The sequence below is a fragment of the Spongiactinospora rosea genome (assembly GCF_003315795.1).
GTDB classification, from domain to species: Bacteria; Actinomycetota; Actinomycetes; order Streptosporangiales; family Streptosporangiaceae; genus Spongiactinospora; species Spongiactinospora rosea.
The window spans coordinates 99869-117689 of sequence record NZ_QMEY01000008.1 but is presented as its reverse complement, the minus strand read 5'-3'; the positions used below and the strand labels follow the sequence as shown (position 1 = coordinate 117689).

Annotated in this window: 18 protein-coding genes; 8 read left to right on the top strand and 10 right to left on the bottom strand. The window is 70.8% G+C overall.

From position 1 onward, the window contains the following. Nucleotides 1-325: 325 nt before the first annotated feature. Nucleotides 326-3577 (top strand): S8 family peptidase, encoded by a 3252-nt coding sequence (locus DP939_RS20295; RefSeq protein ID WP_113982309.1) that lies wholly within the window; start codon nucleotides 326-328, stop codon nucleotides 3575-3577. A gap of 69 nt (nucleotides 3578-3646) precedes the next feature. On the opposite strand, the gene DP939_RS20290 is transcribed toward DP939_RS20295, so the two are convergent. From DP939_RS20290 to DP939_RS20265, 6 genes are all read right to left on the bottom strand, one after another. Further along, nucleotides 3647-4060, bottom strand: a complete 414-nt coding sequence (locus DP939_RS20290; protein ID WP_113982308.1) for a sensor histidine kinase — start codon at nucleotides 4058-4060, stop codon at nucleotides 3647-3649. A 254-nt stretch (nucleotides 4061-4314) separates the two neighbouring features. Then, the gene (locus DP939_RS20285) at nucleotides 4315-4989 is read right to left on the bottom strand and encodes a pyridoxamine 5'-phosphate oxidase family protein (RefSeq protein ID WP_113982307.1); all 675 of its coding nucleotides are present in this window, start codon (nucleotides 4987-4989) and stop codon (nucleotides 4315-4317) included. A gap of 156 nt (nucleotides 4990-5145) precedes the next feature. Continuing rightward, nucleotides 5146-5541, bottom strand: a complete 396-nt coding sequence (locus tag DP939_RS20280) for a YciI family protein (RefSeq protein ID WP_113982306.1) — start codon at nucleotides 5539-5541, stop codon at nucleotides 5146-5148. A 36-nt stretch (nucleotides 5542-5577) separates the two neighbouring features. Next, nucleotides 5578-5952, bottom strand: a complete 375-nt coding sequence (locus tag DP939_RS20275; RefSeq protein WP_113982305.1) for a VOC family protein — start codon at nucleotides 5950-5952, stop codon at nucleotides 5578-5580. Nucleotides 5953-6029: 77 nt separating this feature from the next. Then, nucleotides 6030-6860, bottom strand: a complete 831-nt coding sequence (locus DP939_RS20270) for an ABC transporter permease (protein WP_113982304.1) — start codon at nucleotides 6858-6860, stop codon at nucleotides 6030-6032. Further along, entirely contained in the window at nucleotides 6857-7804 is a 948-nt protein-coding gene (locus DP939_RS20265) for an ATP-binding cassette domain-containing protein (RefSeq protein WP_113982303.1), read from the bottom strand. The genes DP939_RS20270 and DP939_RS20265 overlap by 4 nt, the downstream gene beginning before the upstream one ends. 56 nt (nucleotides 7805-7860) lie before the next feature. Between DP939_RS20265 and DP939_RS20260 the strand changes: the two genes are divergently transcribed. Together DP939_RS20260 and DP939_RS20255 are read left to right on the top strand one after the other, a co-directional pair. Then, entirely contained in the window at nucleotides 7861-8439 is a 579-nt protein-coding gene (locus DP939_RS20260) for a TetR/AcrR family transcriptional regulator (protein ID WP_113982302.1), read from the top strand. Nucleotides 8440-8558: 119 nt separating this feature from the next. After that, complete coding sequence (locus DP939_RS20255) at nucleotides 8559-9326, top strand: AMP-binding enzyme (RefSeq protein ID WP_113982301.1); 768 nt, start codon at nucleotides 8559-8561, stop codon at nucleotides 9324-9326. On the opposite strand, the gene DP939_RS20250 is transcribed toward DP939_RS20255, so the two are convergent. Next, entirely contained in the window at nucleotides 9247-10578 is a 1332-nt protein-coding gene (locus tag DP939_RS20250; protein WP_147268054.1) for an ATP-grasp domain-containing protein, read from the bottom strand. The two genes, DP939_RS20255 and DP939_RS20250, sit on opposite strands and share 80 nt — an antisense overlap. A 17-nt stretch (nucleotides 10579-10595) precedes the next feature. After that, the gene (locus DP939_RS20245) at nucleotides 10596-11117 is read right to left on the bottom strand and encodes a beta-class carbonic anhydrase (RefSeq protein WP_113982299.1); all 522 of its coding nucleotides are present in this window, start codon (nucleotides 11115-11117) and stop codon (nucleotides 10596-10598) included. A 241-nt stretch (nucleotides 11118-11358) separates the two neighbouring features. Between DP939_RS20245 and DP939_RS20240 the strand changes: the two genes are divergently transcribed. Further along, nucleotides 11359-12294 (top strand): sporulation protein, encoded by a 936-nt coding sequence (locus tag DP939_RS20240; RefSeq protein ID WP_113982298.1) that lies wholly within the window; start codon nucleotides 11359-11361, stop codon nucleotides 12292-12294. Between the two features lie 584 nt (nucleotides 12295-12878). On the opposite strand, the gene DP939_RS20235 is transcribed toward DP939_RS20240, so the two are convergent. After that, a complete protein-coding gene (locus DP939_RS20235) occupies nucleotides 12879-13655 on the bottom strand; it encodes an SDR family NAD(P)-dependent oxidoreductase (protein WP_113982297.1) in 777 nt (258 codons plus the stop codon). Nucleotides 13656-13850: 195 nt separating this feature from the next. Between DP939_RS20235 and DP939_RS20230 the strand changes: the two genes are divergently transcribed. The 4 genes from DP939_RS20230 (at nucleotide 13851) to DP939_RS20215 (ending at nucleotide 16610) form a co-directional block, all read left to right on the top strand. After that, nucleotides 13851-14804 carry a glycoside hydrolase family 19 protein gene (locus tag DP939_RS20230; RefSeq protein ID WP_225878389.1) on the top strand — a complete coding sequence of 318 codons (954 nt, stop codon included), beginning with the start codon at nucleotides 13851-13853 and terminating at the stop codon, nucleotides 14802-14804. 36 nt (nucleotides 14805-14840) lie between these two features. After that, nucleotides 14841-15557, top strand: a complete 717-nt coding sequence (locus DP939_RS20225) for an HAD family hydrolase (protein ID WP_113982481.1) — start codon at nucleotides 14841-14843, stop codon at nucleotides 15555-15557. Nucleotides 15558-15834: 277 nt separating this feature from the next. Then, complete coding sequence (locus DP939_RS20220) at nucleotides 15835-16200, top strand: RNHCP domain-containing protein (protein WP_113982480.1); 366 nt, start codon at nucleotides 15835-15837, stop codon at nucleotides 16198-16200. Next, a complete protein-coding gene (locus DP939_RS20215) occupies nucleotides 16197-16610 on the top strand; it encodes an RNHCP domain-containing protein (protein ID WP_113982296.1) in 414 nt (137 codons plus the stop codon). Before DP939_RS20220 ends, DP939_RS20215 begins: the two co-directional genes overlap by 4 nt. Before the next feature lie 6 nt (nucleotides 16611-16616). Here DP939_RS20215 and DP939_RS20210 read toward each other — a convergent pair whose 3' ends face one another. Continuing rightward, nucleotides 16617-17477, bottom strand: a complete 861-nt coding sequence (locus DP939_RS20210; protein ID WP_147268053.1) for a sigma factor-like helix-turn-helix DNA-binding protein — start codon at nucleotides 17475-17477, stop codon at nucleotides 16617-16619. Nucleotides 17478-17821 lie beyond the last annotated feature (344 nt).

The following is a 17821-nucleotide window of genomic DNA, read 5'->3' as shown; positions in this document are numbered from 1 at the left end:
ACGACGCGGAGATCATGCGTTAAGAGGCGGCGATCCGGCAGGGGGCCGGTCGCCGCCGCCGGTGGGCCGGTCCGTCCGGCGAGTCTTCCCTGATCCGTCGCACGACGGCCGATCGACCGCCGCCCTGACCATGTGAATCACCGGAAGCCATTTCCGTTGCACGGCCGAATGATTTTCAGGTTAATAGTTGGGGACGCCTTTTTGTATTGCTACTACGCGGAAATCGCCGCCGCCTCACTGTGGGCCGTCTTGTGCCCGGTGTGAATCTCCCGCATCATTCTCCGGGCAAGGCAGAAATACCCTACTAAGTAAGGGAGTTTCTCCTATGAGGCGCTTTTCGGTAATCGCGGCGGTCGCCCTGACAGTGGCGTCCGCGGCGACCGGAGTGGCGGGCGCGAGCGGGCCCCCAGGTGTACCTGAGAGGCAGGACGGGCAGCTCAGGCCGGCCCACCCCGCTCCGCAGGACGACGCGAAGACCGTCACGCTCATCACCGGCGACAAGGTCACGATCTCGTCCTCCGGCCATTCGGTCCGGCCGGGCAAAGGCCGTAAGGTCAATTTCTCCACGCTGAAGTGGAAGGACCATCTGGTGGTCCTTCCCTCGGATGCGGCGCCATTGGTCGCGCGTGGACTGCTGGATGAGCGGCTGTTCGACGTCACGCAGCTCATCGAATGGAAATACGACGACGCGCACCGTGAGGACGTTCCGGTGATCGCGCGCACGACCGGTGCGGCGGCGTTCCGGATATCCGGCGTGCCGGCCCCGACCTGGCGCAGCGGGACGCTCGGGCTGGCGGCGGTCAAGGTCCCCAAGAGCGATGCGACGACGACCTGGCAGGCGCTGAGCGGCGGCGCGGGCGCGCGGTCGCTGGCCGGTGGGGTCGGACGGCTGTGGCTGGATGGCAAGCGGATGCCGTCGCTGGATGCGAGCGTGCCGCAGGTCGGCGCGCCGGAGGCGTGGAAGAGCGGGTACACCGGCAAGGGTGTGACCGTCGCCGTCCTGGACACCGGCTACGATCCGGCCCACCCCGATCTGAAGGGCGTGGTCACGCACGGCAAGAGCTTCAGCACCTACGAGCCGGACGTCAACGACCACGTTGGTCACGGCACCCACGTGGCCTCGACGATCGCGGGAACGGGAGCGGCCTCCGGCGGGAAGTACCGCGGTGTCGCGCCGGACGCGAAGATCGCGGTCGGCAAGGTGCTCAGCGAACTCGGCGGGTACGACTCCGAGATCGTCGCAGGCATGGAGTGGGCGGCGAACGAGGTCAAGGCCAAGGTCGTCAACATGAGCCTCGGCGGCAGAGACGACTGGAGGCTCGATCCCGTCGAAGAGGCGGTGAACGTCCTCAGCGAGCGGACGGGCGCGCTGTTCGTGGTCGCCGCTGGTAACGAGGGTCCGGGGGAGAGCACAGTGGGCAGCCCGGGGAGCGCGGATGCCGCGCTGACCGTGGGTGCGGTGGACAAGCAGGACCAGCTCGCGGGGTTCTCCAGCCGTGGCCCGCGGGTCGGTGACGGCGCGATCAAGCCGGAGATCACCGCGCCGGGGGTGGACATCACGGCGGCCGTGCCGGGCACGGCTGAGGGGTCCTACGGAGCCTACTCCGGGACCTCGATGGCGACGCCGCATGTCGCGGGTGCGGCGGCGATCCTGGCCCAGCGGCATCCGGACTGGCGGGGAGAGCGGCTGAAGTCCGCGCTGATCAGTAGCGCCACCCCGCATACGGACAGCAACGCGTTCGAGCAGGGTGCGGGACGCCTGGAGGCGGCCAAGGCGCTCACCCAGACCGTGGTCGCCATCCCGGGCAACGTGTCCTCGGTGCTCAGGTGGCCGCATGAGAAGGGACAGCAGACCACCAAGGCCATCACTTACACCAACACCGGCGACGCCGCCGTCACCTTCGACCTGGCCATCGCGCCGGTCGGCGGCGGCGCGCTTCCTGCGGGGGTGCTGAGCCTGTCGGCCGACCGGCTCACCGTACCCGCCAAGGGCGAGGCGACGGTCACCGTCACCGTGGCGGCGGACGGGATCACACCGGGCGCGTACGCGGGAGTGGTCACCGCGACCTCGGGCGACACGGTGGTGCGCACCCTCGCCGGTGCGTACGTCGAGCCGGAGTCCTATGACCTGACCGTCACCACCAAGGGCGGAGAGCCGGGCCAGACGGGCTGGGTCTTGGCCTACAACTTCGAGTTGCAGCAGCGGGAGTGGATCGAGGTTCGCGACGGCACGGGCTCGGTCCGGCTGCCGGCCGGTGAATGGTTTGTGGACGGCACGTTCGATGGAGAACAAGGCAAGGTCACGATGGCCTGGCTTCCGTCTGTCCGGCTCGGTGAACAGACCAGGAATCTGACGATCGACCTCGGCGCGGGCAAGGAGGTCGTGCAGTCCGTGGACGACCCGGCCGCCCGGCGGCATGCGCTGGCCCTCACGACCAGGCAGGACCACGGTGAGGATTACATCGGGATCAGCTACTTCTTTCCGAACGAGGAACGCCTCTTCGTGGTGCCCTCACAGGCGCCCGGCCTGTCGTTCGCGGTGCACAGCTCGCTGGTCAAGGCGGGCACGACGCCGAGCCCCTACCGGTACGACCTCTACAACTCCGCCGAAGGCGGTCTTCCCAGTGACCCTGTCTACAAGGCCAGGAAGGCCGACCTCGCCAAGGTCACGGTCAACTACCGGGGCGCGGGTGTGCCGGGGGACGGTCTGGCCCTGGTCGGCCCTTATGGCGGGGAGCTGATCGACACCCCCTTGCACGTGCCCGCGACGGTCGTCCACTACCGGTCTCCCGTCAAGGGCCTCAAGTGGCAGTCCGGAATGGTGCTGCTCGATGAGAACGGGCTGGGTCACCACAGCGCGGATTCGGGCAGGGAGATCACCGGCCGGTCGGACACCGAGGTGTGGAACACCGCCGTGTTCGGCGCGGCGCCGTCCCCCTACTCCATGCGCTACGGCGATTACCTCCAGGTCGACGGCGTCCCGTTCAGCGACTCCGGGGCCGGACGCCTGAGCAGGGACGAGAACGCCTCGGTCGCGGTCAGCCTGGCCAAGGACGGCAAGGAACTCGCCAGGAAGACGTGCGAGCCTCCGGACGGCGCGATCTGCCTCCCCGGGACCAGGGTGCCCGCCGGGGAGTCGGTCTTCACGGTGACGATGTCGGCACGGCGGCAGGTGCCGTACGCCGCGCTGTCCAGCGCCGTGGACGCCAAGTGGACCTTCCGATCCGGCACCACGACGGAGATCACGCCACTGCCCATGCTCAACGTGCGGGCGGCCCCGCAGGGCCTGGACGAGCTGAACCGGGCCAGGCGCTCCGCGCTCACCCCGATCCGGCTCCTGGTGGAGCAGGGCGCTGAACCGCCGGCGGCTTTGGACGGGGCCCGGCCGAAGGCCGAGGTCTCCTTCGACGAGGGCAAGACCTGGCGGGCCGCCCCGGTCACCCGGGTGCACGGACAATGGACGGCGCTGGTCCGCAATCCGGCGGCGGGCGACTTCGTGTCCCTGCGTTTGTCGGCGGACTCGGGTGACACCACGTTCGCCCAGACCGTCATCAGGGCCTACGGGCTGACCTCGTAAGTCTCATTCGAGAGGGTTCGCGGGCGCGCGTCACGACGAGCGGGCCCGCGAACGACTTCGTGTCCGCGGTCACCTGCGGCGGAACGGGATCACCCCGGTGACCGTCACCCCGCCGCCTGGCACGAAGTTGACGTCGAGATGGCCGCCGACGCTGGCGAAGGCGGTCCGCATCAGGTCGATCCCGGGCCCTCTCACCGGCTTGTCGGACCCCATGCCGTCATCGCTGATGGTCATCCGTAACCCGCTCTGGCCCACTGTCACGGCGACGCAGACGGTCTCGGCGCCGCTGTGCCGTTCGACGTTGGCCAGCGCCTCGCGGACGGTGGTCAGCACCGACCGGGTGATGTGCGGTTCGACGTCCGTCGTGGGCAGCGCCCATGTCTCGGCCTTGATCCCCGTGCGGTCCGACCAGCGTTCCAGATGTGCCGTGATGGTTTGGGCGAGAGTCTGTGCCGACTCGACTCCCACCTCGTCCGTTACCATAATGTGACCCCTTTGCCGAATCTCATTCCGCGTGGCGGTGCGGCCACGAAGAATCGTGGTCGCGCATGGAGCGCGCACGGTCGCTTTCGGTAGCCCGAAGAAACGCGCCCGAGAAGATACGCCCAGGTCCCCCTCACCTGCCATCGGCGTTCTCACCTATTCGTCGATTCTGCCACTATTTCCATTCAACAGCCCTTGACGTAACGGCAATCGAAAGCTCTCCAGTGGGACGGTGGGCGCGTCGCCGGAAACGGTCAGGGGATGACAATCCGGCGGCCGGTGACGCGGTCGATGGTCACGCGGATGTACAGCTCGCGGTCGCCGCCCGGCCAGGGCTCCACGCCGAGGGCGGACACCTCGGGGAGTTCGGCCTCGGTGATGTGGTGGGCGGGGCCCTGGACGAGCACGCTCCAGCCGGTGCGCTGGGCGTCGTCGATCCGGTCCACCTCAAAGGCGATCTTGAACTCGACCCCGGTGAGGCCGGTGTCCAGATCCTCGTCGAGCCTGCCGCCGTACCGGGTGCGAAAGACCACGGCCTCGCCCTGGACGCGGTAGTTGACCGGCAGGACGACGGGGCCGGTGCCGTCGTCGAAGGCGACCCGGCCCACGCCGCCGGGGGAGATCAGCCGCAGGCACTCGGCGCGGGTCAGCGTCTCAAGGCCGGGCGTGGCCGCGGGGCGTCCGCCTCCGGGCGGGCGGTCCGCCGCGCCGCCGAGCAGCCCTTCGCTGGTGGTGCCGAGCGCGCGGGCCACCCGCAGCAGCGTCTCGCCGGTGGGGCTGGCCGGGTGTTCCTCCAGATAGCACAGGTAGCCGGGGTCGATGCCGGCCAGGTCGGCCAGTTCGGCCTGGGACAGGCCGAGGGCCGCCCGCCGCTCGGCGATGCGGCGGCCCAGGTCGCCGGGCGCGTGCGCGCCCCTGGATGCGGACATCGGCGTTCCCCCCGTCCGCGTCGTGCGGGTACGGCTCTCGCCGCGTCCCGGCCGGCCGGGACGCGCGGGGGGATTGCTGCCCCGCAGGCCCCGGCCACAACCGCGCGGCGGGCGAGTTTTGCCCTCCCATGGCACACCGCCCGCCGCCCGGTGGGGTCAGGCCCCGCCTTCGGCGGTGTCGGTGATCAGGCGGACTTCCACCGCGCCGAACCTGGCGTCGGGGAACCGGCCGGCGATCTCCTCGGCGCGCTCGCGGCTCGCGCACTCCACCACGAAGTAGCCGGCCAGGTGTTCCTTGGCCTCCAGGTACGGGCCGTCCGTGACCGCGGGGACGCCGCCGGGCGCGCGGGCCGTCCTGGTCGCCGCCGGGTCGGCGAGCGCGGCCCCCGCGACCAGCTCGCCGGACTCGGTGATCTCCGCGAACAGCTCCTGCGCGCGCCGTTCGATCTCCTCCCGCTCCCGCGGCGGAAGGTCCAGATACGCCGGATGCCGGGCGAAGATCGGGTGCGCCCAGTTCACCGGATCGCTGTAGATCAGGATCAGGTACTTCACAGTGTCCCCCTCCTTCACCGTACGGTCCGGCCCGCGTCAGGCCGCACCGGCCACCCCGACCAGGTGGCCCTCAGGGTCGGTGAAGTGCCCGACCACGAGGATGCCCGGGTCGCCCGCAGGGCCCATGACCCGCTTGCCGCCCAGCCGTTCGGCCGCGCGCAGCGCCTCCTCCACGTCGGGAACCTCCACATAGAACAGCACCCGCCCGGAGAACCCCGGGCCGCCGCCGATGCCGCCGTTGATCCCGCCGGTCGAGCCGCCGTCCACGAACCCGTACCGGCCCGGGTCCGAGACCTCCCCGGTGGCCGCGTCGCCCACGTTGAACTCCCACCCGAACAACTCGGCGTAGTAGTCCCGCAGCCGCGCCGGATCGCCGCCGATGATCTCGAAGTGCACCACTGGCCGTCCCATGACAGCTCCCTTCCCGGCGCCCCCGGTGGGCGCCTCGTGAGGAGGTCGGAGCCGCCGGGGCGTTCTCTACATGCCGCTCAGACCCGGTCCAGCCGCCGGTAGGCGCGGGCCGCCAGCGGCAGGAAGACCGCCGTGATCAGCAGCGGCCAGCCGACCGCCAGCGCCAGGGCGTGCTGCGCGGCCCACGAACCGCCGCTCCAGCCGGGGTTGCCGAACAGCTCCCGGCAGGCCGCGACCGTGGCCGACAGCGGGTTCCACTCGGCGAGCGCGCCCAGCCAGCCGGGCATCTGCGCGGGCGAGGCGAACGTGTTGGCGATCATCGTGAGCGGCAGCATCAGCATCCACGACGCGCCCGCCGACTCCGGCTTGAGCTTCAGGCCCACGAAGATGCCGACCCAGGTCAGGGAGAAGCGCAGCAGCAGCAACAGCCCGACCGCGGCGAGCGCGGGCAGCGGCCCGTTGTGCCAGCCCCAGCCGACGACCAGTCCGCAGCCGATCAGCACGGCCAGCTCCAGCGCCGAACCGGCCATGTCGGCCAGGGCCCGGCCCAGTACCACCCCGGACTGCGAGACCGGCATCGACCGGAACCGATCGGTGACGCCGTACGTGGCGTGGGTGGACACCACGACCAGCGTGGTCGTGACCCCGACCGCCATGGTCTGTGCGAACATGCCGGGCATCAGGAAGGCCCGGTAGTCGCCGCCGCCCGCGACGGTCATCGCGCTGCCGAAGACGTAGCCGAACATCACCACCATGACGATCGGGAACAGCAGCATGCTCGCCATCCCCGCCGGGTTGCGCGTCAGATGGATGAGGTTGCTCCTGGCGATGACCCATGCGTCCGACAGCACCCAGCCCAGCCGCCGCGCGGCCGTGGGCGGCACGACGGGGGAGATGAGCGCGCTCACGCCGCCGCCCCCTCGCCGGTGAGGCTGAGGAAGACCTCGTCGAGGGTCGGGCGGCGCAGCGCCACGTCCTCCACCTCCACGGCGGCCTCCCGCAACCGGCGCATGGCCTCGGTCAGCGCGCCGATCCGGTCGGTGACGGGGGCGGTGACCCTGCGGGCGGTGGCGTCCACGGCAGGCGCGGCGCCGGTGACGGCGGCCAGTACCTCGGCGGCGGCCGGGAGGTCGCGCTCCTCGCGCAGCACCAGGTCGATCTGGTCGCCGCCGATCATTCTCTTGAGCGCGTCCGGCGAGTCGTCGGCGATGATCCGGCCGCGGTCCAGCACCGCGATCTGGTGGGCCAGCCGGTCGGCCTCGTCCAGGTACTGGGTGGTGAGCAGCACGGTGCTGCCCGCGGCCACCAGGGTGCGCACCGCCTGCCACACCTCGTCGCGGTTGCGCGGGTCCAGGCCGGTGGTGGGCTCGTCCAGGAAGAGCACCCGGGGCGCGAGGATGAAGCTCGCCGCGAGGTCCAGGCGGCGGCGCATGCCGCCGGAGTAGTGCTTGATCCGCTTGTCGGCGGCCTCGCCCAGGCCGAACCGGTCGAGCAGTTCGTCCGCCCTGGCCCGGGCGGTACGCCTGCCCAGGTGGTACAGCCGCCCCCACATCTCCAGGTTCTCCCTGCCGGTGAGGATCTCGTCCACCGCCGGGGCCTGGCTGGTCAGCCCGATGCGGTAGCGCACCTCGGCGGGCCGGGCGGCCACGTCGAACCCGGCCACGGTCGCCCGGCCGCCGTCCGCGCGCAGCAGCGTGCTGAGGATCCGGACCGCGGTGGTCTTTCCCGCCCCGTTGGGGCCGAGCAGCCCGCAGACGGTGCCCTCGCGGACGGCGAGGTCGAACCCGTCGAGGGCGTAGGTGTCGCCGTACCTCTTGCGGAGCCCTTCGGCGACGATCGAATGGGAGTTCATGCTCTCACTATGGGACACTGAAGTCTCAAAATCAAACGCCCTGGTACGGTTCCACGGTGAGCAGCCCCACCTCAGAGTCCGGCACCCGCAACCGCACCCGCCGGGCGATCCTTTCGGCCGCGGCCTCGGCGCTCGCCCGCGACCGCACGGCCACGCTGGCCGACATCGCCGAGCGGGCCGAGGTCGGCCGCAGCACGCTGCACCGCTACTTCGCCGACCGGGAGGAGCTGATCAGGGCTGCGGTGGTCGACTCGCTGGCGGCCATCGAGGCGTCGGTCAAGGACGCGGCGGTCGACTTCGCCGAGCCGCTGGGCAGCATCCGGCGGCTGATCGCGGGCATGGTCGAGGTGGGCGACCGCATCGCGTTCCTGTTCGGCGACCCGTCGATGAACCAGGCCATGCGGGACGCCGCCTGGGCCCCCGACCCCGAGGCGCCGAGCGTGATCGAGCTGATCGGCAGCGGGCAGCGCCAGGGCGTGTTCGACGACCAGGTCCCCGCGGCCTGGATCCAGCAGGTGATCTGGGCGCTGACCTACAGCGGCTGGGAGGCGGCCGAGCGCGGCGACCTGCCCCGCCACGGGGTCACCACCGCCGTGCTGCGCGCCTTCGAGAACGGCGTCGTCGCGCGAGGGTGACGGGGGCGGCGGCCCGGCCCTGGACGCGGTACTAGATCCGTCAGATCCCTGTCGATGGCGGTAATCGCGTGGGATCATCGGGTGAGCGCCGACTGAACCGGTCTGTGGGGGTATGCCGGATGCCCAAGGAGTCCCGTGACTACACCGATGTCGAGCGGGCGCTGCGCAGCCACCCCAGGGTGGCCGAGTGTGCGGTGACCAGGGTCGAGACCGCGGTGTGGGAGACCGAACTGGTCGCGTATGTCGTCGCGGCCGGTAAGGTCCGCCCGGCGGAGTTACGCCAGTTCCTGGCCAAACGGCTGCCCCAGCGGCGGTTGCCCGCGGTCGTCGCCCTGGTGGACGGCCTGCCGCGGATGCCCGGCGGCGAGATCGACTACGAGAGCCTGCCGCAGCCCGCCCAGGAGTACCGCACGGTGCGCGGGGGCAAGGGCGGCGCGTACCAGGTCCAGTCGACCACCTCCGTCGGGGCCATCGCGATCACCACGCCGATCGCGGCCGTCGCCGCGTTCCTGCTCACGAACGTCTTCTGGCCCTACTCCACCGACCTGACCGCGGTGCCCCAGCCGTGGGCGTCGCTGTTCTTCGGGCTCTACCTCGTCGAGTGCGTCTCCTTCGGGATCGGCGTCGGCTTCCTGCTGTTCGGCTACAACATCGTGGCCAGGGCCCGGCGCGGGCCCGTGCTGACCGTCCTCACGCACCTGGCCATCACCTGGCTGCTGGCCTCCTGGTGGCCGCAGGACAACTTCTACCGGCTCACCGCCAAGACCGACTGGCCCGCGCAGGCCGCGCTCGTGTACATCTTCAACGTCACGCTGATGCTGGCCGCGATCGTGGTCGTCGTCTACGTGGCCAATAGACCGGCCCCCCTGCGGGACCGACTTCGGTGAACATCGCGCCGAGCGCGCGGTTCGCCCAGCGCACCGCCTGTTCGGCCGCGTCGAGCGCCGCGTGGTCGCGCGCCGCCAGCGCCATCCCCAGGTACGGCAGCCGCTCGAACGCCGCCGTCGGGCAGGTGACCAGCGGCTCCGCCCCAAGCTCCCGGCACACCTCGGTGAGCCTTTCGACGTGCGCGCGCAGCGCCGCCGGGGGCAGCCGCGCCCCCAGCGGGAGCCGGTCCAGCGTCCGCACCAGGTGCCGCCCGCCGTGCAGCCGGTCCAGGCGGGCCGCGATGGTGAACGCCACGGCCGGGCCGGTGAGCCGCATGTTGATCTCGGTGGGGGCGAGCAGGCCGGTCTCGCCGGTCACGAAGTCCACGTCGTACCAGCCGCGGTAGCCCGCCGCGGCGAGCTCCCGGCCGACCGCGACACCGAACCGCTCGGCGGTCGCGGCGAGCGGGCCGGGCAGCGCCCCCGGGCCGACGGTGACGCCCTGGTAGGCCGTGCCATCGACGGCCATCGCGCCCGTGCCGACCGGATGGACCTCGCCCTCGGCGTCGATGACCGCGTCGAACGTCGGGTCGCGGTACGGGCCCTCGCCCGGCACGTACTCCTCCAGCAGCAGGCCCTCGCCGCGCGCCGGTATGGTCCGCCTGGCGCCGGGCCTGACGATCGTCGTGCCCGAACCGCCCACGCCGTACTCGGTCTTCACCACCAGCGGCGGGCCCGCCCGCCGCGCGCGTCGTAACGCCCGTCGTAACTCCCGGCGTGAGCCGACCGGCCGCTGCGCGGGCACCACGACGCCCGGATGATCGCCGGCCAGGTCGCTGAACAGCGCGTGCGCGCACAGCTTGGACTCGAACGCGGTGATGGCCTCGCGCACCCCGGGCGGCGACGGCACGACCCGCTCGAAGGCGGCCGTGCGGCCCCACGGAAGTACCGGGGCCTCATCCGAGCGCAGCGCGGCCAGCAGGTCCGGCCGCGCCGTGATCGCCGCCGACAGCCGCCCGTCACTCGCCAGCCCGTCGTGTACCGCCACCTCGCCCCAGCCGAGCGCCGCCGACAGCCCGGCGATCCAGGCCGCGTCCACCGGCCGGGGCAGCACCACGGCCGACGGGCACGGCCCGGCGAAGACCGCGAGGCAGGAGTAGTGGTCGGGCCCGGCGGCGACACCGCCGTACTCGGCGTTGAACTCCGCGACGTTGCCGACGTGCACGGCGGGTCGCCCGCCCGTCCACGCCGCCACCCACGACGGCTCCCTCATGCCGGGGAGCCTAGCGGTCAGGCGTTCACAGGCAAGACCGTGCCGGTGTGGACGTTGTAGATGGCCCCGCAGACGGGCAGATCATCGGGCAGGAACGGGCTGGCCTTGAGCCGGGTGAGGTCGCGGCGCAGGGCGGCGATCTGGTCGGGCACGGTGTGGAACTCCAGGCTGCGGGTGTCCACCCCGTGCTCGGCGGTCAGGTCGTGGACGTCGCCGTCGGTGACCTTGGTCATCCCGCAGTCGGTGTGCGGCATCAGCAGCACCCGCTCGACGCCGAGCACGTAGACCGCCAGCACCAGCGTGCGCTGCACGTCGTCGGTCACCCGCGCGCCCGCGTTGCGCAGGATCTTCGCGTCGCCCGGCTTGAGCCCGAGCAGGCCCAGCGGGTCTATCCGGGAGTCCATGCAGGTCACCACCGCGAGGCCGCGTGCCGCCCGGCCGGTGAGGCCCGGATGGGCGAACCGGTGTGAATTCTCCCGGCTCGCGGTGAGCACGTCGTCGAACGCGCCTGCCTTGTGGTCGATGTGGTCAATGAACATGGCCCATCCTCGTGTTGCCGGGTCAAGGGTCATATTCGCGGCGTACTCGCCGCTACGCTTGGATCGATCCAGACTCACTTCGCGTGTTGACAATGTAACGCATAGTGCGCGATTCGGGGAGAGGGCGAGGCCGACGAGCCGCCGGTCTTCTAGCCGGTCGTCGTCTGGAACCGTTGAGGCTCGGTGATCGTTTCAGAAGCGGTCGCCGCATGGCGCGGCGCGGATCAGGAGGGAAGAGTTCGTGGTCTTCAAACGGCTGATGGGCGCTTTCGGCGTCGGGGCGCCCTCGGTGGACACGGTCCTTTCGGTGCCCAGCGTGCTGCCCGGCGGGGTGCTGGCCGGGGAGGTACGTCTGGCGGGCGGCGACTTCGACGCCGAGATCGAGCACGTGACGCTCGGACTGGTGGCCAAGGCCGAGGCCGAGCACTCCGAAGGGGAGCACGAGGGCCTGGCGGAGTTCCACCGGGCGCGGGTGGCGGAGCCGTTCACGCTGCGCAAGGGCGAGCAGCGGGTGATCCCGTTCCAGATTTCGCTGCCGTGGGAGCTGCCGATCAGCCAGGTCCAGGGGCGGCCACTGCCGGGCATGGCGCTGGGCGTGCGCACCGAACTGGCCATCGCCAAGGCCGTGGACAAGGGCGACCTCGACATGTTCGCGGTCGAGCCGCTGCCCTCCCAGGAACGGGTCCTCGCGGCCTTCGCCTCCCTGGGCTTCACGGTGCGCTCGGCCGACCTGGAGATGGGCCATATCTACGGCGCCCACCAGGACCTGCCCTTCTACCAGGAGATCGAGCTGCACCCGCACGGCGGACACGCCTGGCGGGTCAACGAGGTCGAGCTGACCTTCATCACCTCCCCGGACGGCCTCCAGGTCGTCCTTGAGGCCGACCGCCGCGCGGGCGGCTTCGGCGGCGACGCCATCGCCCGCCTCCAGACCACCCACGACGAGGCCCTCCACCGCGACTGGGCCACCGAAATCGACGCCTGGCTCACCACCCTCGCCCAATACCCAGGCCACCACGACCACGGCGGCCACCACGACCACGACCACCACGGCGGTCCCGGCCTCGGCACGATAGCCGCCGCCGGAGCCGTGGGCCTGGCCGGCGGCCTCGTCGCGGCCGAGGTCGCCGAAGAGATCTTCGAGTCCGACGACGAGGAGTCCGACAGCGACTGGTAGCCCACCTGCCGCCCTGTCGCCCCCTGCACGTCGGTGCAGGGGGCGACAGATAATCGCGCCCCCTGTACTCCATCGCCTTCGATCCCGGCCCCCTGACCCCCGGCGTCTCGAACTCCGGACCTATGGCATTCCGGACCTCCGTACTCCTGGGTTTCTGAAGTCCGCCCCCTGGACCCCGGCGTTTCGGATTCCGGGCCTCTGAAGCTCGGCTTCTCGGACTGCGGGCTTCAGGGGTGCGGGTCTTCGGCACTTCGGCGTCTGGGGTCTCGGACTCTGAGCCCTTGGGCCTTGGGTCGCTGGAGTCCGGGGCTCTGGAACTCCGGCGTCTCGAAATCGGGGGCCCGGAATTCCGGCGTCTCGAAGTTCGGCCCTCCAGGCTCCGGGGTCGCTCAAGTCCGAGTCCGGCGTTCTCGAAACTCCGGGCCCTATTGAAGACCGGCCTTCTGCCCCCGAACCTCTGACGTCCTGGTCCCTGGAGTTCAGGTTCCATGGAACTCCGGCATTTTGAAGGCCGGATGCCTGCGCCCGGACTCCGGGTCCCCGGGACACTGGCGTTATCGAACTCTGGGGTCCTGAATGGTGGGTCAGAGTTTGGGGCCGAGCCAGATGCCGCCGCTGGCGTCGATGAGGTTGGCGGTGAGCCAGCGGGCCTCGTCGGAGGTGAGGAAGGAGATGACGTCGGCGATGTCCTCGGGGTGGCCGAGGCGGTTGAGGGCGGTGGCGCCAGCTATGCGGGCGGCGGAGCGGGGGTCGCCGAGCCAGTGGTGGTTGTTGCCGGTGGGGGTGGGGCCGGGGGCGACGGTGTTGATGGTGATGCCGCGCTTGCCCAGCTCGTTGGCCAGGGCGAAGCCCATTCGCTCGACCGCGCCCTTGGTCATCGCGTAGGGCGCCTCGCCCGCCAGGGCGATCCTGGTGCTGGCGGTGGAGATGTTGACGATCCGGCCGCCGTCGCTCATCAGTGGCAGTGCCCGCTGGATGAGGAAGAACGGCGCGGTCACGTTGACCAGGAAGACCCTCGCGAACTCCTCCGGCGTGACCTCCTCGAACGACCCCACCCAGGTGCCCGCGTTGTTCACCAGCACGTCCAGTGTCCTGCCGTCCAGCCCGCGCGACACTTCCGTGAGCAGTTCGCCGATCTCCGCCTCCAGGGGACGGGCGCCGGTGCCGAACTCCGCGCGTACGGCGAAGGCGTTACCGCCCGCCTCCCGTACCGCGGCCACGGTCTCGGCCGCGCCCTCCTCGTTGGTGGCGTAGTGGACCGCCACCAGGGCGCCGCGGGCGCCCAGCCGGCGGGCGACGGCCTGGCCGATGCCGCGGGACGCCCCCGTCACCAGTGCCGTCTTGTCGGACATATCACTCATCGGTGCTCCTTGTGCTGAACGAGACCGCCAAATCATCCGCACCCCCGGTCGAGCCGCGCTGGAGCCGCCGGAGAACGGGCTGGTTGGGCCTTGTGGAGGCGGGCGGCGAAAACTACTATCGCGTTGACTTTTAGGAAACTTTCCTAAAAGAAAGCGCGCCGCCGGTACGGCCGCGCCGTACGAAGGAGTGGTCAGGTGTCGATACGCAGACTAAGGATCACCGCGTCGGTGGCCGCGGCAGCGGTCGTCGCCGGCGTGGTGGCGATCATCGCTCCCATGTCCTCCGCCGCCGCGGCGGTGTGCGCGGCGGCGTGGCAGCCGACCTCGGTCTACCACGGCGGAATGATCGCGTCCTACAGCGGCCACAACTGGTCCGCCCGCTGGTGGACGCAGAACGAGGTACCCGGAAACGCCTATGTCTGGCAGGACCGCGGCGCGTGCGACGGCGGCGGCCCCTCGCCCAGCCCCACGCCGACCCCCACCGCCACCCCCACGCCCACGCCCACCGTGACCACCACGCCCGACCCGACCGGGTTCGTGGTGACCGAGGCGCAGTTCGAGCAGATGTTCCCGAACCGCCGGCCGTTCTACACTTACGCCGGGCTCACCGCCGCGCTGAGCGCGTACCCCGGCTTCGCCAAGACCGGCAGCGACACCGTGCGCAGGCAGGAGGCCGCGGCCTTCCTCGCCAACGTCAACCACGAGACCGGCGGCCTGGTCCACATCGTCGAGCAGAACACCTCGAACTACCCGCACTACTGCGAGGCCAGCCGCCCGTACGGGTGCCCGGCCGGTAGGGCCGCCTACTACGGCCGCGGCCCGATCCAGCTGAGCTGGAACTACAACTACAAGGCCGCGGGCGACGCCCTCGGGATCGACCTGCTGCGCAACCCCTGGCTCGTGGAGAACGACGCGGCGGTGTCCTGGAAGACCGCGCTCTGGTACTGGAACACCCAGAATGGCCCCGGCACCATGACGCCGCACGACGCCATGGTGAACGGCCGCGGCTTCGGCGAGACCATCCGCAGCATCAACGGCGCGCTGGAGTGCAACGGCGGCAACCCGCAGCAGGTGCAGAGCCGGATCCAGGCGTACCAGCGGTTCGTGCAGATCCTCGGCACCACCCCGGGCGGCAACCTGAGCTGCTGAACCACCACCGAGGGCGGCTCGGATAGCGTGCGTGTCGTGCAGACCGACAAAAAACTCGTCCTATGGGATATCGACCACACGCTGATCAGCCTTCGCGGGTTCGGCCGCATGATCTACGGAGAGGCGTTCCTGAGCGTCACCGGACAGCCGATGCGCGAGGCCGCCGACCTGACGATGGGCGGCACCGACCGCGCGATGAGCGCGGAGATGCTGCGCAGCCACGGCATCGCCGACCCCACCGGCGCGCTGCTCGAATCCCTGGGCGGCGCGCTGGCCGAGGCGTTCGTGCGGTACGAGGCGGGGCTCGGCGAGTACGGCGGCATCCTCGCCGGGGCCGTTGACGCGCTGACCGCGCTCGCCGGGCGGGACGACGTGATCCAGTCGGTGCTGACCGGCAACATGGAGCCGATCGCGATCGGCAAGCTGCGCGCCTTCGGCCTGGACCGGTACGTGGACTTCGCCGCCGGGGCCTACGGGATGGACCACGAGGACCGCCCCGAGCTGGTCCGGATGGCCCAGGAGCGGGCCGCCGTCAAGTACGGCGGTCCGTTCACCGGCGTCAACACCGTGCTGATCGGCGACACCCCCAACGACGTGCGCGCCGGACGTCTCGGCGGGGCGCGGGTCGTGGCCGTGGCCACCGGCTCGTGTGACGCCGACATGCTGCGTGCCGCAGGGGCGGACCTGATCCTCCCCGACCTCGCCGACACCGAGCAGGTCATCGCCGCGGTCCTGGGCACGGCCGCCCGCTAGCCCGCCCGGCGGAAAATGGATCGCGCGCGGTGACGGGGCGTTGCTAGCCTGGCGGTGACAAATCGGTGGAGGTTGGGCGTTCGCGCCTGAAAGGAGAACGGTTTATGTGCCTGTCAGCGCCAAGCGCGTCTCTGCGTGCCGTGCGCGAAACCCGTCCCTGACCGCCTTCCCGTGTCAGCGTGGCCGGATACCCGGTTCGCGCACGCCTGCTTTCTGAGACACGCTCGGCGCTTCCTTGCTGCTTTCCGTGCACCATTTCGGCAAGGAGTCTTCCACCGTGTCCACCAAGTCCGTTCGTTCCATCGTCAGCACCGACACTTTCGCCTGCGTGCGTTGCGGTCTGACCGTCACCGCCGTCGGGCCCGCAGGTGCCCGGCGTAACCACTGCCCCAGCTGCCTCTACTCCCAGCACGTCATCGACCGGGTCGAGGGCGGGCCGTCCGAGTGCGGATCGCGGATGGCGCCGATCGCCATCGCGGTACTGCGCGACGGCGGATGGATGGTCATCCACCGCTGCACCCGTTGCGGCGAACTGACCTCCAACCCGATCTGCTCGGATGACAACCAGCTCATCCTGATGCGGATGGCGGTGCGGCCACTGGCCCAGCCGCCATTCCCGCTGGAAGCGTTCGGTGACCTGTGAAGCGCGAGAGGTCCCGGGGCAAACCGCGTCCGCGCAGGCCGCAGCGGCCCAAGGCGGACTTCCGTGAGGAGCGCAGCGACGCGTTCCGCTGCGTGGGCTGCCGCCTGGACGTGCCACTGATCGCTCCGGGCACCGCCCATCGCAACCACTGCCCGAACTGCCTGACCAGCCGGCACCTCGACGGGCGCGTGCCCGGCGACCGGCAGGCGGGCTGCGGCGGCAGGATGACGGCGCTGAGCGTCACGGCCAGGCCCGACGGGGAGTGGCTGATCATCCATCACTGCGTGTCCTGTGGCGCGCTGAGCGTCAACCGCATCGCGGGAGATGACAACGCGCTGGCGCTGATCCGCATCGCCGTCCGGCCGTTGTCCGATCCGGGCATGCCGGTGCGCGCGCTGCTCGCGCTGTAGCGGGGGTCAGGGCAGGCGATTGGGGGAGTAGGCGTGTGCGTCCGCGTGCGTGTCGCACAGCCAGGACAGCAGTCTGGCGAGCACCGGGTCGGGGTCGGACAGTGTCGTGTCCGCGGGCCGGTCCAGGGTGCGCGCCTGGCGCAGGCGTTCGTCGAGATGCCACCGCAGCGGCGTGTACCGCGGGGTGGCGACGGCGTAGCCGAGCCGGCTGAGCGCCGACTCCTCCAACTGCCTGACCCGGCCCGCGCTGACCCCGAGCCGCCTGGCCAGGGCCTGGTAGGTCTGTGGCCGGGCGGCGAAGGTGCGCTGGGTCAAGATCAGCTCGCGCCTGCCGTCCACCTCGGTGAGCAGGGCGCGCAGGAGCAGGGCGAGGTCGGGCGGGTCGGCGGCGGCCCCGACGAAGGCGCGGAGGTTGACCGCGTTGGCCTGCCGCCACTGGCTGGTGATCCCGGCCGGTAGCGGGCCGAGCGCGGGGGAGAGGACGAGGAGGTCGTCGAGCGTGGTCGCGCCGCGCTCGGCGACCGCCCAGGCGACCAGCGGGCGCAGCGGCAGCGCGATCCACTCAGGCGGCGTGGACGGCGCGGCGGCCGGTCCGGCGAACTGGTTGGAGCCGTCAAGGGCGATCACGGCCATCCGCCACACCGCCGCCTCGACCACGGCGGCCAGGCAGGTGGACCCGAACATGTGGATGTCCAGGAGCCGGATCTCGTCGCAGCCCGCGAGGTCGCCCCAGGTGCGGATGCCGTCGCGGGCCAGTGCGTAGCGGTAGCGGGTGGCCATCTCCTGGGGGGCGATCTCGTGCTCGGCGATCAGGTGCAGGCCGGGCAGGGCGTCGCCGTAGGAGTCGGGGTATACCCGGCGAATCATCTGCGCGCTGAGCTTCACCGCATTCTGGACGGACGTATCGTCACGCGGTGCGTTCGTGAACTCTCCGTCTGGAATTGTTTCGAGTGCTTCCGCCAGTATTCGTCCGGCTCTTTTGTCCCGGATCAGGGACGCAAGGACTTCCTCCGCTGATGGCATGGTACCTCGCAGAGTCGGGCAGGTGGACCGGCTTGATCGACCGATTCACTGCAATATGGGCATTTCGTCATTGCATTTTTCCCGGTAGCCGCCTCGCATGTCTTCAGCATGTCACTCTCGCCGGGCCGTGCGCGAGGGTTCGGCGATATATCCGGGAGCGTGGAATTGGCGGCTGGAAAAGGTCCTCT

What these genes read in the sequence shown, in the direction of transcription:
- DP939_RS20245 (WP_113982299.1), bottom strand. Translation starts at nt 11,117, where the DNA reads ATGTTCATTGACCACATCGACCACAAGGCAGGCGCGTTCGACGACGTG.
- DP939_RS20275 (WP_113982305.1), bottom strand. Translation starts at nt 5,952, where the DNA reads ATGGGACGGCCAGTGGTGCACTTCGAGATCATCGGCGGCGATCCGGCG.
- DP939_RS20210 (WP_147268053.1), bottom strand. Translation starts at nt 17,477, where the DNA reads ATGATTCGCCGGGTATACCCCGACTCCTACGGCGACGCCCTGCCCGGC.
- DP939_RS20295 (WP_113982309.1), top strand. Translation starts at nt 326, where the DNA reads ATGAGGCGCTTTTCGGTAATCGCGGCGGTCGCCCTGACAGTGGCGTCC.
- DP939_RS20235 (WP_113982297.1), bottom strand. Translation starts at nt 13,655, where the DNA reads ATGAGTGATATGTCCGACAAGACGGCACTGGTGACGGGGGCGTCCCGC.
- DP939_RS20285 (WP_113982307.1), bottom strand. Translation starts at nt 4,989, where the DNA reads ATGTCCGCATCCAGGGGCGCGCACGCGCCCGGCGACCTGGGCCGCCGC.
- DP939_RS20265 (WP_113982303.1), bottom strand. Translation starts at nt 7,804, where the DNA reads ATGAACTCCCATTCGATCGTCGCCGAAGGGCTCCGCAAGAGGTACGGC.
- DP939_RS20255 (WP_113982301.1), top strand. Translation starts at nt 8,559, where the DNA reads ATGCCCAAGGAGTCCCGTGACTACACCGATGTCGAGCGGGCGCTGCGC.
- DP939_RS20250 (WP_147268054.1), bottom strand. Translation starts at nt 10,578, where the DNA reads ATGAGGGAGCCGTCGTGGGTGGCGGCGTGGACGGGCGGGCGACCCGCC.
- DP939_RS20290 (WP_113982308.1), bottom strand. Translation starts at nt 4,060, where the DNA reads ATGGTAACGGACGAGGTGGGAGTCGAGTCGGCACAGACTCTCGCCCAA.